Raw genomic sequence first — 15,663 nt, forward strand, 5'->3', positions numbered from 1 at the left:
CAAGCGATGCGTCCTATTTATGCTGAACAATCAAAAAGGCATTTAATTTGCGTGGAATCACAAAAAATGCTGCCGCCGCAATAATACTCATAAATACAAATGTCATCGCTGGAGAAGTTGGATAAATCATACCTGCAATCGCAGTGAAAATAGCAATAAGCACACCATTCGATAAACCATTATACAAACCTTGCAACTTCGCAATATGGCTTTGCGGTTGAGTGGTGATATAGCGAACAATCGCATAATGGCACACGGCATAAGTCAAACTATGCATAAGTTGTAATAAGAATATCAACCAAAAATCTTCAATATATCCCATTACAGCCCAGCGTCCAACGCACGCAAACGCAGAAATATAAAGTAGTACACTGATAGAAATATTTTGAAACAAGCGACGAGAAAAGAAAAATAATACAATTTCTGCTAATACGCCAATGCCCCAAAGTAAGCTAGTTTGAGAAACGGAGATCCCAATACTTGTCCAATAAATTGTGCTATAAACATAATAAGCCGCATGAGAGCCTTGAATGAGACCTACTGCTATCATGACTCGTAATGTAATAGGATTTTTCAGTAAAGCAATAAACCCAATATTATTTTGAGCGCCATCTTCAGGTATTTCATCTTTTGGGGGAATAGTTGGTTTTAAAAGCTGAATGATGGTATAGAAGGATAAAAGTGCGGTTAAAATCCACACGATATTTTGCTCGCCAACCCACCCAATCATGCCACCGAATACCACTACGCCAAGGATAAAAGCAGAAGAGCCAATTAAACGTACTTTGCCGTAATCCAAGCCGATTTGGCGTTGCCAAGTGGATGCCAACGAATCCCCAATCGGCATTCCCGCTGAATTCACAGAAGCATACAAACCGATAGCAATAAACAACAACCAAAAATTATGTGCAACTAAACTCATAGCCGCCATAATAATGGCTGACGCTAACGCCAATAGACGTAAGGAACTAATAATATGATTGGCTTTTTTAATTAACGATGAAAAAAATAACCCGCCCGCAAATCGGAAAATATAAGCACTCCCGATCACTAAACCAATCATTTCTTCACCATATTGTTGCGATTTCAACCATGCTGGGAAGAACGGCAAAAATACGCCATAAGCGCAGTAGTAACCTAGAAAGCTCAGCGCGAGCCAATAAAAAGGACGAACTTGCATCAGAATAAAGTTTCCATTTCTTGTGAACGAGACAAACAAGCTTGCATGGCTTGCTCTATTGTTTGATTAAAATGTTGTGCATCAAATACTGCTAACGCCGCCGCAGTGGTGCCACCTTTCGAGGTGACATTTTCTCGTAAAGTTGAAAGTGCAATTTGCGGATTTTCTGTCACCATTTTTGCTGCACCAAGCATAGATTGCTGCACTAATTCACGCGCAGTTTTTTCATCTATATTCATTTTGATTAAGGCCTGCTGCATCGCTTCCAGCATCAAAAAGAAATAGGCAGGGCTACTTCCTGAGGCGGCAGTTACTGCGTGCATTTGAGTTTCATCATCCACCCAAACTGTTCTTCCCACAGCTCCCAATAAATCTTGTGAAAAAGTGCGGTAATTTTCACTCGTATTTTTCGGTGCGAATAACCCCGCCATGCCTTCTCCCACCAATGCGGGCGTATTTGGCATGACACGCACTATCGATTTTATACTTGGAATTAATGCGTTCAAGCGTTCAGTTGAAATACCCGCAGCAATGGAAATTAATAATTTATCGGAAAAATCCACCGCACTTAGTCGCGAACAAACATCAGCCATCATTTGAGGTTTTACCGCAAGCAACACAACCTCAGCTTTGGTTGCACTTTCCACATTATTTTCTGACGTTGCCACGCCAAGATTAGCAAAAAATGCTCTTTTTTCCTCATTCGGATCATTCACAATAATTTGCTCGGCAGGATAACCTTGTTTCAACAAGCCAAGAATAATAGCCTGCGCCATATTGCCGCCGCCAATAAAGGCAATCAATTTGTGTTGCATAACTGTCCTACTCATTACAAATAAAAATAAACGTTGATATCCCTATAACAAAAAAATTTTGGGGCTGTACTAGATACCTAGACTAAACTCACCTTAACCAATCGTTTTAAAATTGAAATTTGAGATTTTACATCACTGTGATTAAAACGCCATTCATATTCCTTTCAATAGAGCTCAAAATGTGCTTTAGGAATACCATTAAATTTGCGTAAATGACGTTTTGTTTGATTCCCAAAATTCTCAATTCCGTTAATGTGGTTATGATTTTCAGCAAAATGCGTGCTGTGATTGATGCGAAAGTGACTAAATTCACTTACATCAAGAACATCATAACTACGAGTATCTGTGTAAACGATGCTATCAGGCTTGACCTTCTCACGAATAATGGGCAATAAAGTTGCTAATTTTCTGTTCGGAACTGCTACGGTATAAACTTTACCATTACGCTTGAGAAGCCAAAATAAGCCACTTTACCTGCTGCACCTCATCCACATTTACCTTTTCGGGCACCAAAAAAATAACTTTTATAGGCGTCAATTTCACCCTCAAACATCTCTAAATTAGTGCTTGATTGGTAAATCAGTAAACGTAAATGATGAAAATAATACGCTGCAGTGTTCTTATTGATATTAATTAACTTACTTGCTGTTCTCGTGGTGACTCCGCAATAAATAGCTCAATAAATTTATATTGTTTATGCTGAATTAAACGGCTTTTTCTCATTGAAGTATTTTGACTCAAATAGGATTTTATTTCGTTATCTAGTACATCCCCCCAAATTTTTTAGTTCGTCTACATAATTTTAACTAACTATTGAATCATTTTTTACATCATTGTAGAATCCTCCCCCTTCTCTACCAAGAAGTAGATATGCATTACATAATTTTTAAAGGTTATTAAATATGAAAAATTATTTATTTTCTTATTGTACAGCGCCTCTCATTTTAATTTCTAATGTTGCATTAGCAGATTATCCTAGAACATTTGCTGACTTAGCAAAACTGACTGACAAATATAAAGTTATTCCGGCTGATTTTAAAGAAGAGTACCTTAGATTTCTTGATCCAGCCAATAAAGATGCTCCCGATTATGATGTAACACATGACTTAGATAAGTATGTTGAAAATGGATGTGGAAAAGAGTCATTTGAGATCTGTATAAATAATGAAGGCCCAGTATTAGATCTATCAAAGTTTGTTTCAAATCCTAATAAAGCAACAGACAATCCGACTCCTGCGGGAGATAAGGGCCCTGTGGGAGATAAAGGTCCTGCGGGAGATAAAGGTCCTGCGGGAGATAAAGGTCCTGCGGGAGATAAAGGTCCTGAGGGAGATAAGGGCCCTGCGGGAGATAAAGGTCCTGCGGGAGATAAAGGCCCTGTGGGAGATAAAGGTCCTGCGGGAGATAAGGGCCCTGCGGGAGATAAAGGTCCTGAGGGAGATAAAGGCCTTGCAGGAGATAAAGGCCCTGTGGGAGATAAAGGTCCTGCGGGAGATAAAGGTCCTGCGGGAGATAAAGGTCCTGCGGGAGATAAAGGTCCTGAGGGAGATAAGGGCCCTGCGGGAGATAAAGGTCCTGCGGGAGATAAAGGCCCTGTAGGAGATAAAGGTCCTGCGGGAGATAAAGGTCCTGCGGGAGATAAAGGCCCTGAGGGAGATAAAGGCCCTGTGGGAGATAAGGGCCCTGTGGGAGATAAAGGTCCTGCGGGAGATAAAGGCCCTGTGGGAGATAAAGGTCCTGCGGGAGATAAAGGTCCTGAGGGAGATAAAGGCCCTGTGGGAGATAAAGGTCCTGAGGGAGATAAAGGTCCTGTGGGAGATAAGGGCCCTGTGGGAGATAAAGGTCCTATAGGAGATCAAGGACCTAGGGGAGAGCAAGGCTTACCTGGTGAGTCTTTCAAAGATAGAGAATTAAATAAGAAAAGAAAAGCTGGCACTGCTTCCGCTATTGCTACAGCAGGCTTGTTACAGTCGTATAAACCAGGTCAATCTGTTTTTACAGCAGCAGCAGGACAATATCAAGGCCAATCTTCTATTGCTGTCGGTATTTCACACTTATCTGAAAACGGAAAATATGGTATAAAATTATCGATAACTACTAATTCTCAAAAAGAAATGGGAAGCAGTATAGGTATTGGCTACTTCTGGTAAATTAAAATTATTAATTTTTCTCATACTAAAGAATCAAAATCTCCATTAGATTAATTATCTCAATGGAGATTTTTATTATGTATTGCTCTCTTAGTTCTGATATACAATAAATCACAAATAGCGCACAAAAAAAGTAACCCATTAATTTAATGATTAAAATAATATATGGTAAAATACTATGAATAATAAATTTTGGTTCAAAAATTTAATGACTTATAGGCTGACTAAACCGCTAGATTGGGATCTTGCACAGCTACAAACTCAACTGGAAGATTGTCAATTCCATCCTTGCGGTGCTCAAGATCAAAGTAAATTTGGCTGGTCAACCCCATTAAGAGGTTCTGATTTACTCTATTTTTCTGTAGGAAAGCAAATTCTATTAGTGGCGAAAAAAGAAGAAAAAATCTTGCCAGCAAATGTGGTCAAACGTGAATTAGATGACCGTATTGAAAGCCTTGAACAAAAAGAAAATCGCAAACTTAAAAAGGTAGAAAAACAAACATTAAAAGATGATGTCGTGATGAATTTATTACCTCGTGCGTTTAGTAAAAATCAGCATACGGCACTGTGGATTGATACGGAAAATAATCTTGTTCATGTTGATGCCGCATCAAGTAAACGGGCGGAAGATGCGCTCGCATTACTGCGCAAGTCCTTAGGATCGCTCCCTGTCGTGCCTTTAGCCTTTGCTAATGAACCTAGCACGATTTTAACCAATTGGATCCTTCAAGATAGCTTACCGCATTGGTTACTTGCATTAGAAGAAGCCGAGCTTCGTGGCAGTCAGGAAGACAGCGTTATCCGTTGCAAAAAACAACCTTTAGAAAATGAAGAAATTCTCGCCCTTCTGCAAGATGGCAAAAAAGTAGTAAGTAAATTAGCCTTAGAATGGGAGGATACTTTAACCTTCGTTTTTAACGAGGATTGCACCCTCAAACGTTTAAAATTTACAGATAGTGTACGCGAAAAAAATGATGATATTCTGAAAGAAGATTTTGCACAGCGTTTCGATGCAGATTTTGTACTGATGACAGGTATTTTAGCCAAACTCACCGAAAATTTATTAGATGAATTTGGTGGCGAAAAAACTAGACTATAAAATCATATTGCAAATTTACCGCACTTTTCATTGAACAATGTTTGCCTAGACAGAGGTTAAATCAAACATAGACAAAAGCCTTTCCCAAAATATGAGGAAAGGCTCTTTTATCGTTAAATTATTGCTCAGTATTTGAGTTGCTTGGCTTGCGTCGTTTGCCGATATTTTTCGTATCCTTATGACGTAATTTCACTTTTTTCTTCGCCTCTGTTTTTTTCTTTTCTTCGCGTTTTTCTTTAATACGTGCCTTTTGTTTTTTGCTTACAGATTTCACTTCGCCATCTTTTGGTGGCTTAGTGCGAGGTTCTAAACCTTCTAAAATGCGCGCCTTTAAAATTTCCTCGGTATAGCGTTTGATTTTACCTAGCAACTTGTAATCATGAGCTTCGACAAAAGAGACCGCCGTGCCCTTTTTTCCTGCTCGCGCGGTACGTCCAATTCGATGCAAATAAGTATCCGCACTATAAGGCAAATCAAAATTCATAACGTGGCTTACATCATCAATATCAATACCACGCGCCGCCACATCCGTTGCAACCAATACCGTCACAATACCTGATTTCAACTTATCAATCGCATTATTACGTTGAGTTTGTGCCATTTCACCTTCTAAATACGCAGAACGAATACCTCGTTTACGCAATGTTTCAGAAAGTTCTCGCGCATCTTCACGACGGCGAACAAACACAATTCCACGCGTCACTTCTTCAGTTTCAATAAAACGCGCGAGCAATTTGATTTTGTGTTCATTGCTGTCTGCGTGGTAATACCATTGGTTGATTTTTTTTCTCTCTCGACGGCTTGGTTCCGCATCTACTTTAACGGGATTATTCAATAAACGCTCCGCAAAATCGACCAATAGCTCCCCTTCTAAGGTTGCAGAAAATAACAAGGTTTGTTTTCGCCAACGGGTTTCAGCTGCAATTTTTTCCGCATCTTGCCCAAATCCCATTTGTAACATTCTATCGGCTTCGTCAAAAATCAGCATTTCAACGGAACGGCAATCAAAATTTTCTTCCTTAATGTATTGCAATAAACGACCAGGCGTAGCCACCACTAAATCTTGATTGGTATTGAATACATCGCCGTGATTTTGATACGCCACACCACCTGTAATTGTCGCAATATTTAAATGGGTGAACTGCGCTAATTCTTCCGCTTGTTCAGCTACTTGCATTGCCAGTTCACGGGTTGGCGTTAATACCAAAATACGCGGCGGGCCTGGTTTACGGCGTGGATAATCCAATAAATGTTGTAGCGCAGGTAATAAAAAAGCAGCAGTTTTCCCTGTTCCCGTTGGTGCAGAGCCTAATACATCACGCTCTTCCATTGCAGCTGGAATGGCTTCCATTTGAATAGCTGTTGGGCGGGAATAACCTTTTTTTTCAAGCGCCTTTAAAAGCTCAGGAGAAAGATCGAATTGTTCAAATTGGGATAAATTCATTATTGTGCGGTTCTTTGTTAAAATTGGCGCGAATTATACCCGAAAAGCACCTAAAAGTGCGGTCAATTTACGAAAAATTTATGAGCGGATTTACCTTTAAACAGTTCCATATCAATCAAAATTCTTGTGCGATGAAAGTCGGCACTGATGGCATTTTGTTAGGTGCTTGGGCTGATGTAAAACATTGTAAAAATATTTTAGATATGGGCAGTGGTACAGGGTTATTGGCTTTAATGTTGGCACAACGAACTGAAGAAAACTGCCAAATTCAAGCTGTTGAGTTGGATCCCATTGCGGCCAAACAAACACAAGAAAACATCAATAATTCAGTGTGGAAAAATCGCATTCAACTTATTCAAACGGATATACAACATTTTTTACAAACCACTGAACAAACTTTTAATTTAATTGTGGCAAATCCACCTTATTTTGAACAAGGTATTGCTTGTAAGAATGAGGAGAGAGAATTGGCTCGTTATACCAAGCAAAGCCACTTAAATTGGTTAGAATGGGCAGCAACGCGCTTATCGGAAAATGGGAGAATAAGTTTTGTTTTGCCTTATGATGCAGGCAAAACGCTTATAAAATCCACCGCACTTTTTTGCATAAAACAGACGAATGTCATTACTAAAGTGGGAAAAACGCCCCAAAGAATGCTACTTACCTTTGCCAAACAGCCAGAAGTTTTAACGCAAGATCAATTGGTGATTTATGATGCGGATAATCAATACACTGAAGCGTTTATTGAATTGACTAAAGACTTTTATTTGAAATTTTAAAGGGGAGAAAATTCTCCCCTTGAACTGATAAAAAGCGCTTAATTACCATTCATAACCATAAGCCGCTCCAACCATAACATCTTTCTTACCTGACATATTGGATGCTCCACTAAATTTAACAATATGTTTACCATTATCTGCCAAACGAGAATATCCAACTGCTAAAGCTTGTTCTCCACGATAATACGTGGTGGCGGTACTTATAGATGATCTACCTGAAGTATGTGGCTGAGGCAGCAAACCCATTGCACCCGCAATAGCAACTCCTCGACGTCCGCGACGATCAACTTCATCCATTTTATTGTTTAATTGATTAATTGAACGTGTATTTTGTGCCACAGATTGATTAGTTTCATATAATTGCTGACCATTTACCGCCTCTTTTGATATTGCAGAAATCTCACCAGCAGCCACATTCACTACTTTATTTCCTCCATTATTTAAGCCGTTTTCAGTAATAGAAACAGTTTTATTGCCTGTATTAATGGTTACGCCATTGGTGTTCATAACTGTATTGCCAGTGTGGACTTCTTTAACATTAACGATGTCATTTGGTGTAAGGTTATTACCATCTCTGCCGTCTCTGCCATCTCTACCGTTTTGTCCATCTTTGCCATCTCTACCGTTTTGTCCATCTCTGCCGTCTCTACCATTTTGCCCTTTCAAATCAGGATTAGTTTTAATAGCATCGCTATCTAATTCCATAAATAGAACCTGATTATTCTTTTCATCTCTTTTTAGCGATGCTTTTAAGCCATTACCAAAAGAAAAACGAAGATTCGTTAAATTAAACGGTGTACCTAGTTGTGTAAGTGGTGCGCCAATATTAAAGTTAGCACCATTAACACTTCCGCCGTTATAGAACTGTACAGGCGCGGCAGCCAAGGCTTTTAATTGTGCCACATTCACTGCATCAGTATCTTCTGAACCCGCAGCGACATTTGTGATTTGGCGAGTGATACCTAAATCAGAATTACCTACAGATACTGCACCAGCAGAACTTCTCCAAGTATTGGCGTCATTGTAGTTGGCTTGAATCTCTGCTAGTGCCAATTTTTTAGCTGCAATGGCATCATCACGATTCTTACGCATCTTTGTCGTCGTTTCAGAAGCCTTATTACGAATATCTTCAGTTTTGCCATATAAACGGTCATATTCTGATACCTTTAAGGTTTCATTATACGAAAAAATCTTCTCGTCTAATTCAATAATCTTTGCTCGTAAGTTGTTATAAGCTTCTAATTTCTCAGTTGATAAAACAGTACTCATATCTTTTAGTAGCGTTTCTGGTTTAGTCGCATTATATGCTGTAGATGCATAGCCTAATGGATCAAAACCAATTACATCGCTTTTTGTATTTGCTAAGGAGTTATCCCCTAGGGCTACTGTCGAATCAAATGTAGCCATAGCACTTGGACCAAGAGCGACAGAATTAACGCCCGTTGTTTGAGCTCCTGTACCAACAGAAACAGAATTCACTGCTTTTGTTTGTGCCCGATACCCAAAAGCAACACTATTGTTATACAATGATTCTGATTCTGAACCAATAGCATTAGAGTAGAGCCCACGAGCATGAGCGTGAAGACCAATGGCATTAGAACCATATCCCCATGCACCATGTTGATGATCTTTTGTATCATTTTGTACACCAATTGATACTGAATAATGACCTATCGCCCTTGAATGAGTCCCTAGAGCTGACGAAAAGGTACCTTGTGCATGTGATGATGTGCCAATAGCTGTACCATAAGCCCAGATTCGTCCATCAATTTCATCTGTATTTGCATGAGCACCATTACCGATGGCTGTAGCACCTGTTGGCTCTTTTTTTGATCCAGATTTACCTGTTACTGCTCCTGCACCAACAGCAGTATTACCTGAATAAACTCCTCCGTCATGATTCATTGAATCTGCACCAATGGCAATAGAAAGACCCGCTTGAGAACTCGCATTCCGACCGATAGCAATAGAGCCTCTAAAATCAGAATCACCTATTTTCACTTTAGCGCCTGAACCAATAGCGACAGCTTCTGTCATCCCTGCATTAGAACCATATCCTAGTGCTATAGATGTATAGCCCATAGCTTTCGCAGCTGATCCGATAGATGAGCTAAAGTCACCTGTCGCTTCTGCTGCAAAACCATTTGCTAATGCTTGTTTTCCCGTCGCCTTAGCCTTATATCCTGTTGCGATACTTGCATAGTTAGTTGCTTTTGATTCAGCACCTAGCGCAACAGAATAGGAACCAGAAGCTAATGATTCATCACCAATCGCAATAGCTTTTCCTCCTGTTGCACCAAATGGGTTGGCTAACCCAAAACGAGCTAATTCTGGATTATTTGGATGTAATTTTTTTTGTTCATTAAGTTTTTTACGTGCTTCCGCAACACTTTTTGCATAAGCAATAAAATCATCACGTTTTTTCTTATCTTGAATAAGTTGTTTGAGTCGGGCGTCATCTTTAATAAGTTCTGCTAGTTTTGTTTCACCCTGTGTTGCATTAGTAAGTTCAGAAATGATCGTTTCATCGGTGATATTGCTTTTAATCGTACTATCATAATTCAGAAATTCTCTTAATTTATTTGGATCATCATAGAATTTCTTCATTTCTTTTTCACTGGTATGCACACCAATCGCAATTGCTCGTTCTCCTACCGAATAAGCATCTGCGCCAACTGCAATACCATATTGATTAGTTGCCTCCGCGTATGCACCTAACGCAGTTGTATTAATTTCGGTGGCTTGAGAATTTGTCCCCATAGCTATTGTATCAGTTTTAGTAGCTTTGGCGCCTAAGCCTATCGCGGCTGAATTACTGCCACTGGCTTCAGAATTCACTCCCACAGCAGTAGATTGATTGCCTGTTGCTTGTGTATTCATACCTACAGCAGTACCAGATAATGCCGCTTGAGAGTTTTTTCCCACAGTTGCACTACCGTTAATATTTTCGCCCATTTTTTGTTCTAATTGGGTAATTCGACTAATTAACGTGTTGTATTCTTCTTGTGTGAGAGTGATATTATCTGCCCATGCTGGAGCACTTAAAGCAGAAAAGAGAGAAAGGGAAATAAGAGAAATTTTTGCACTAAAGTGCGGTTGATATTTATTGTGTTTTGCAAAATTATTGCCTGTAGGATTGTATATCATTGATTATTCCTTATTTAATGACATTTGTTACAAACTTCGCTGTTGTTATATAAAAAGTGTACAAATTATATACACACCTATGAACAGAAATCAATGAAGTCATTGGAAATATAAAAACTGCATGATCTGTATCAAGGATGAATATACTCTAGGCTAGTTTTAATTCTATACTTTAAGGGAAATAGACACTTCACCAAAGGTTAAACTATTACCATAGTTAGCAATAAATATATCTATGCCAAACTAAAAGTTCACTTAAAATACCACTTCGCTAACAATACACCCGCATTCACTGCAATGTTTAAGCCTGATTTAATTGGACTTGCGAGCGTTAAACGTACTTGTGTGTCTTCTGGCGTCGCTAAACTTTCCGTAGAACTTTCACTTAGCACAAAAGCCACTTTATTTTTTAACCGCACTTTATCCAACGGCTCGCCTTGTTTATTGTGCGATACGTGAATAATTTGATAGCCTGATTTGCGCAATTGCATTAAAGCTGAATCGATATAATCCGTTTCTAACACTCGAATATATTCTGCGCCACCTTCTGCTACGCGCATTGAGGCTGCCGAATACAGATTTTCCACATTATCGGCGACAATATTTTTCACGCCAAAATAAGCACAAGTACGCAATACGCCACCAATATTTTGCGCATTATTCACGTTGTCTAATAGCACTAAACAATCCTCTTCACGAGGAATATCCAAATACCCTTGCAACGTGAAAGCACGCGGTTTCTTCACCAATAAGCAAATGCCACCATGATGTTCTGTTCCGCTCACTCGAGCTAATTCTTCACTATCTACAACATGATAAGCCTTCTTGTTTTCGGCTAAATAACTCAATACCTCGCCAATTTTGTGTGACATTTGTACGGTTGCCCACAATCGAACAATACTTTCAGGGCGTTCTGCAAATAAAGCTAAACAGGCATTTTCACCGTAAACCTTCATTTCTTCCGCACGGTTTTTCTTAATTTTTTCAGGCGCACGAGGAGAAAGCGCACCCGTTTTCTTTTCTTTTGTTTTATAAACCGTACCCGTACTTTTTATCGTCACTTGAACTTTAGATTGTTCTGTATTTTTATTTGATGGCGCACGAGATAAAGAAAGTTGCGTAATTTTAGTTTCTCTCACTTCTTGTTTATCACGAGAAAACCGAGATTTTTCGTTTCTATTTCCATTAAATTTATCATTAGAGTGCGGTCGATTTTGAGTTGGTTTTTCTCTGTATTTTTCACCTACTGATCGCTCTTGGAAGGATCTGCCGGCGGATTGAAAAGACGATTTGCGCTTGTCGTTCATAGGGTTTCCCTGAGTAAAAATGAATATTTTTTAGCCAAAAAATGCTAAAATTTGTGAGCATTATAACGAAAAAAAGCCTTTTTTCTATTAATAAGCGCATGAAATATTGTAAACTAACGCACTAGTCTTTAATCACGAGATGGATTATGTTAATCAATAAAACCAAACGAGCTGAACAAAATTTAAATAATTTGCCATTCCTTGCTTTGCAAGCTGAGCAAATTGAATTTTTGGGTAGCCCGGCTGAATTTAAAACTCAAATTATTGAATTAATCAGAAACGCAAAAAAACGTATTTATGTCACCGCACTTTATTGGCAAAAAGATGAAGCGGGGCAGGAAATTCTCGATGAAATTTATCGCGTGAAGCAAGAAAATCCACACTTGGATGTAAAAATTCTCATAGATTGGCATCGCGCACAACGCAATTTATTAGGGGCGGAAAAATCGGCCACCAATGCAGATTGGTATTGCGAGCAACGCCAAACTTATCAGTTGCCTGATGATCCGAATATGTTCTTTGGCGTGCCAATTAATACACGCGAAGTTTTTGGTGTATTGCATGTCAAAGGCTTTGTATTTGATGATACGGTGCTTTATAGCGGTGCAAGCATTAATAATGTTTATCTTCATCAATTTGAAAAATACCGTTACGACCGCTATCAAAAAATCACTCATGCCGAATTAGCTGATTCGATGGTGAATTTCATCAATGATTACTTGTTAGATTTCAGTGCAGTTTATCCACTTGATGTCACCAACCGCCCTCGCACCAAAGAGATCCGAGGCAATATTCGCGCTTATCGTAAAGACCTTGCACAAAATGGTGAATATTCATTAAAAAGTGCGGTGAAATTACCGAATGTTTTAAGCGTATCGCCACTGTTTGGCTTAGGCGCATCAGGCAATGAATTAAATCAAGTAATTGAAGATTTATTCTTGCAAGTGCAAGAAAAATTGGTGATTTGTACGCCATATTTTAATTTCCCACGCACATTGCAACATAAAATAGCAACATTATTGGAAAGCGGTAAACAAGTAGAAATTATTGTTGGAGATAAAGTCGCAAACGATTTTTACATTCCACCAGAACAACCATTCAAAATGGCGGGGGCGTTACCTTATCTTTATGAAAGTAATCTTCGCCGTTTCTGTGAAAAATTTGAGACTCAAATTGAAAATGGTCAGCTTGTGGTTCGTTTATGGCGTGATGGCGATAATACCTACCACTTAAAAGGTGTGTGGGTAGATGACCGCTATATTTTACTTACGGGCAATAATCTTAACCCTCGAGCATGGCGTTTGGATGCAGAAAATGGCTTATTAATTTACGATCCACAACAACAGCTTTTAGCTCAAGTGGAAAAAGAGCAAAACCAAATTCGCCAACATACAAAAGTATTAAAACATTACACTGAATTAGAAGAATTGAATCAATATCCAGAACCAGTACAAAAACTTTTGAAAAAATTTGCACGAATTAAAGCAGATAAATTGGTGAAAATGATTCTGTAATGCTGAATGATACTTTTTATACCTAATAATAAAGCCTTATAAAAATGATCTGCCCCCAAAAGTTGGACTAAATAACCAACTGATTAAGGTGCAGATTTTTTATGGCTATTCAACAATAGTAGTATATCGAGAAAAAATCGTTTAGATGTCGAGCAATGGAAGCTACTTTGGTGATTAAAAACAGAGTGCTACGAGAGAAAATAGTTTGATACTTTTGAGTAGTTCAAAAACGATTCTCGAGTACATTCATTATTACAATCATGAGCGTATTCAATGAGAACTGAAAAGACTAAGCCCTGTGGATTACAGAACTCAGTTCTTGATTTAATACTCTAACTTTTGATAAGCAGATCACATTAGCTGAGCTTTTTCTTTAGAATAATCCTAATTTTTTCATTTGTTCAATGACGGGTTCGACTTGAATCTCTGTCATCAAATTTTTCCCTTTTAGTTTAGTTGCCCAAGGTAGTTCAGATGACGGTTTGCCAAATTCTTTTTGGGCATTTTCTTCATATACTGATACCACGTTATCTAAATTATTATAAGGTGCAGTACGCAAAGGATTGTGATAGGCATACAAGCCAATAACGGGTGTACCTTGTGTTGTCGCAATATGGGCTGGACCAGAATCTGGCGAAAGCACCAAATCAACCTTAGAAATTAAAGCGGTAAGCTGTTTTAGGTTTGTTTTTCCTGCAATATTGGTTGGCGTGAAATGACAAAGTGCGGTAATTTTTTCGACTATTTCTAATTCACGTTTGGCTGGTGAACTGCAGAAAATTACATTGATATTATGCTGATGAGCAATATTGGCAACCTCTGCATAACGTTCGATTAGCCAATCTTTTTCTGCTTTGCTAGAACAAGGGGAAATTAATAAATTTTTACGAGAGAAATCAATAAATTGATCGGCAAATTTATAATCATCTTCTGAGATAGCTAATTCCCATTTCGGCTCTGATTTCGGTACGCCAATATATTCAGAGAAAGCCATAAATCCATCTAATACATGGGGAGATGAGGGATCTGTGATACGACGATTTACAAATAGCCATTGTCCTTCGCGAGAACGTTTTTCTCCAAATCCAATTTTGTATTTAGCGTTAATTCCTAAAGAAAGGATTGATGCACGAAATGCTGTTTGCATATTTAATAGCGCATCAAATTGTTTATTTTTTAGTTTTTTCCAGAGTAATAAAACACCTTTCCATCCCGCTTTTTTATCGTAAGGAATGAGCGTGACATTAGGAATGCCTGAAAGTAAACCCATTTCGGTTTTGCCTACAATCCAAGTAATTTCTGTTTGAGGATAATATGCCTGAATGTGCTGAACCACTGCTAAGGCATGACAGACATCGCCTACAGCTGATAATCGGAGAATACAAAGGGATTTTGGAGCTTCGGTAAAAAGTGGCATTGGCATTCCTTTCTCATTTAACTTGCGCCTATTTTAAAGTAGAATGAGTCCATTTTCTATTCATAACAACATTCCAATGCACCAATTCCAACAAGATAACCAATATTTTATCTTTAATTTTGACCGCACTTTTGAGCAATCAACCGAGTTTTTCCGAGCGGAATTTTGGCAAAAACAAGAGCGAGTGATAGGCAGTGCAAAAGGTCGAGGCATCACTTATTTCTTGCATACAGAAGATTGGTTTGGCGTAAATTGTGCGTTGCGTCATTATTATCGCGGTGGACTTTGGGGTAAACTGAACAAAGATCGTTATCGTTTTTCTACTCTTGAAACTACCCGTAGTTTTGCTGAGTTTCATTTGTTGCAACGTTTGTATGAAGCGGGGTTACCTGTGCCTAAACCGATTGCTGCACGTATTCAAAAAGGCAAGTTAGGTATTTGCTATCAAGCGGATATTTTGACCGAGAACATCGAAAACGCGCAGGATTTAACCGCACTTTTACAAGCACAAACATTGCCAAAAGAAACTTGGATGCAAATTGGTCGTTTGATTCGAAAACTACATGATTTACAGATTTGCCATACAGACCTGAATGCACACAATATTTTGCTTCAACAAACTGAACAAGGGCAAAAATGTTGGTTGATTGACTTTGATAAGTGCGGTGAAAAATCTGGAGATTTTTGGAAAGTGCAAAATCTGAATCGTTTAAAACGTTCCTTCGAAAAAGAAATTGAACGAATGAATATTCAATTTACTGAGCAAAACTGGGCTGATTTAACAGCAGCTTATTATCAATAAAAGGACTGA

The 15,663-nt window shown here is 38.6% G+C and carries 11 protein-coding genes and 2 pseudogenes; 6 read left to right on the forward strand and 7 right to left on the reverse strand.

Annotated features, from left to right (window positions below; all coding sequences use genetic code 11):
* Positions 1 to 13 precede the first annotated feature (13 nt).
* The 3 genes and pseudogenes from AC6H0J_RS01055 to AC6H0J_RS01065 all read right to left on the reverse strand — a co-directional run bounded on the left by AC6H0J_RS01055 (position 14) and on the right by AC6H0J_RS01065 (position 2,718).
* Positions 14 to 1,180 carry a 3-phenylpropionate MFS transporter gene (locus tag AC6H0J_RS01055; RefSeq protein WP_005627697.1) on the reverse strand — a complete coding sequence of 389 codons (1,167 nt, stop codon included), beginning with the start codon at positions 1,178 to 1,180 and terminating at the stop codon, positions 14 to 16.
* Positions 1,180 to 1,995, reverse strand: coding sequence for a pyrroline-5-carboxylate reductase (gene proC / locus AC6H0J_RS01060; protein ID WP_497512714.1), 816 nt, complete (start codon positions 1,993 to 1,995; stop codon positions 1,180 to 1,182). The genes AC6H0J_RS01055 and proC overlap by 1 nt, the downstream gene beginning before the upstream one ends.
* 77 nt (positions 1,996 to 2,072) lie before the next feature.
* A pseudogene (locus AC6H0J_RS01065) lies at positions 2,073 to 2,718 on the reverse strand (IS1595 family transposase).
* Positions 2,719 to 2,897: 179 nt separating this feature from the next.
* Here AC6H0J_RS01065 and AC6H0J_RS01070 point away from each other — a divergent pair.
* Together AC6H0J_RS01070 and rdgC are read left to right on the forward strand one after the other, a co-directional pair.
* Positions 2,898 to 4,145 (forward strand): YadA-like family protein, encoded by a 1,248-nt coding sequence (locus AC6H0J_RS01070; RefSeq protein ID WP_497512715.1) that lies wholly within the window; start codon positions 2,898 to 2,900, stop codon positions 4,143 to 4,145.
* Between the two features lie 178 nt (positions 4,146 to 4,323).
* Positions 4,324 to 5,244, forward strand: a complete 921-nt coding sequence (gene rdgC, locus AC6H0J_RS01075) for a recombination-associated protein RdgC (RefSeq protein ID WP_497512716.1) — start codon at positions 4,324 to 4,326, stop codon at positions 5,242 to 5,244.
* A gap of 118 nt (positions 5,245 to 5,362) precedes the next feature.
* On the opposite strand, the gene srmB is transcribed toward rdgC, so the two are convergent.
* Complete coding sequence (srmB, locus tag AC6H0J_RS01080; RefSeq protein ID WP_005627692.1) at positions 5,363 to 6,688, reverse strand: ATP-dependent RNA helicase SrmB; 1,326 nt, start codon at positions 6,686 to 6,688, stop codon at positions 5,363 to 5,365.
* Between the two features lie 80 nt (positions 6,689 to 6,768).
* Between srmB and AC6H0J_RS01085 the strand changes: the two genes are divergently transcribed.
* Complete coding sequence (locus tag AC6H0J_RS01085; RefSeq protein ID WP_005627691.1) at positions 6,769 to 7,467, forward strand: tRNA1(Val) (adenine(37)-N6)-methyltransferase; 699 nt, start codon at positions 6,769 to 6,771, stop codon at positions 7,465 to 7,467.
* Between the two features lie 42 nt (positions 7,468 to 7,509).
* On the opposite strand, the gene AC6H0J_RS01090 is transcribed toward AC6H0J_RS01085, so the two are convergent.
* The gene (locus AC6H0J_RS01090) at positions 7,510 to 10,614 is read right to left on the reverse strand and encodes a YadA-like family protein (RefSeq protein ID WP_118817208.1); all 3,105 of its coding nucleotides are present in this window, start codon (positions 10,612 to 10,614) and stop codon (positions 7,510 to 7,512) included.
* Between the two features lie 251 nt (positions 10,615 to 10,865).
* Positions 10,866 to 11,921 (reverse strand): tRNA/rRNA methyltransferase, encoded by a 1,056-nt coding sequence (locus AC6H0J_RS01095; protein WP_118817209.1) that lies wholly within the window; start codon positions 11,919 to 11,921, stop codon positions 10,866 to 10,868.
* Positions 11,922 to 12,067: 146 nt separating this feature from the next.
* On the opposite strand from AC6H0J_RS01095, the gene pssA reads away from it, so the two are divergent.
* Together pssA and AC6H0J_RS01105 are read left to right on the forward strand one after the other, a co-directional pair.
* On the forward strand, positions 12,068 to 13,435 hold the full coding sequence (gene pssA / locus AC6H0J_RS01100; RefSeq protein ID WP_005627686.1) for a CDP-diacylglycerol--serine O-phosphatidyltransferase: 1,368 nt from the start codon (positions 12,068 to 12,070) through the stop codon (positions 13,433 to 13,435).
* Positions 13,436 to 13,609: 174 nt separating this feature from the next.
* A pseudogene (locus AC6H0J_RS01105) lies at positions 13,610 to 13,712 on the forward strand (IS3 family transposase); the annotation flags it as partial.
* A gap of 96 nt (positions 13,713 to 13,808) precedes the next feature.
* On the opposite strand, the gene AC6H0J_RS01110 reads toward AC6H0J_RS01105, so the two are convergent.
* Complete coding sequence (locus AC6H0J_RS01110) at positions 13,809 to 14,852, reverse strand: glycosyltransferase family 9 protein (protein ID WP_497512717.1); 1,044 nt, start codon at positions 14,850 to 14,852, stop codon at positions 13,809 to 13,811.
* 76 nt (positions 14,853 to 14,928) lie between these two features.
* On the opposite strand from AC6H0J_RS01110, the gene AC6H0J_RS01115 reads away from it, so the two are divergent.
* Positions 14,929 to 15,654, forward strand: a complete 726-nt coding sequence (locus AC6H0J_RS01115) for a 3-deoxy-D-manno-octulosonic acid kinase (protein ID WP_118817246.1) — start codon at positions 14,929 to 14,931, stop codon at positions 15,652 to 15,654.
* The last annotated feature ends 9 nt before the right edge of the window (positions 15,655 to 15,663 follow it).

Source organism: Haemophilus sp. THUN1691, from assembly GCF_059704425.1.

Bases quoted from the DNA above. Each gene is read 5' to 3' on its own strand.
- AC6H0J_RS01085 (WP_005627691.1), top strand. From the start codon at position 6,769: ATGAGCGGATTTACCTTTAAACAGTTCCATATCAATCAAAATTCTTGT.
- AC6H0J_RS01110 (WP_497512717.1), bottom strand. From the start codon at position 14,852: ATGCCACTTTTTACCGAAGCTCCAAAATCCCTTTGTATTCTCCGATTA.
- srmB (WP_005627692.1), bottom strand. From the start codon at position 6,688: ATGAATTTATCCCAATTTGAACAATTCGATCTTTCTCCTGAGCTTTTA.
- AC6H0J_RS01115 (WP_118817246.1), top strand. From the start codon at position 14,929: ATGCACCAATTCCAACAAGATAACCAATATTTTATCTTTAATTTTGAC.
- AC6H0J_RS01090 (WP_118817208.1), bottom strand. From the start codon at position 10,614: ATGATATACAATCCTACAGGCAATAATTTTGCAAAACACAATAAATAT.
- proC (WP_497512714.1), bottom strand. From the start codon at position 1,995: ATGCAACACAAATTGATTGCCTTTATTGGCGGCGGCAATATGGCGCAG.
- AC6H0J_RS01055 (WP_005627697.1), bottom strand. From the start codon at position 1,180: ATGCAAGTTCGTCCTTTTTATTGGCTCGCGCTGAGCTTTCTAGGTTAC.
- AC6H0J_RS01095 (WP_118817209.1), bottom strand. From the start codon at position 11,921: ATGAACGACAAGCGCAAATCGTCTTTTCAATCCGCCGGCAGATCCTTC.
- pssA (WP_005627686.1), top strand. From the start codon at position 12,068: ATGTTAATCAATAAAACCAAACGAGCTGAACAAAATTTAAATAATTTG.
- AC6H0J_RS01070 (WP_497512715.1), top strand. From the start codon at position 2,898: ATGAAAAATTATTTATTTTCTTATTGTACAGCGCCTCTCATTTTAATT.
- rdgC (WP_497512716.1), top strand. From the start codon at position 4,324: ATGAATAATAAATTTTGGTTCAAAAATTTAATGACTTATAGGCTGACT.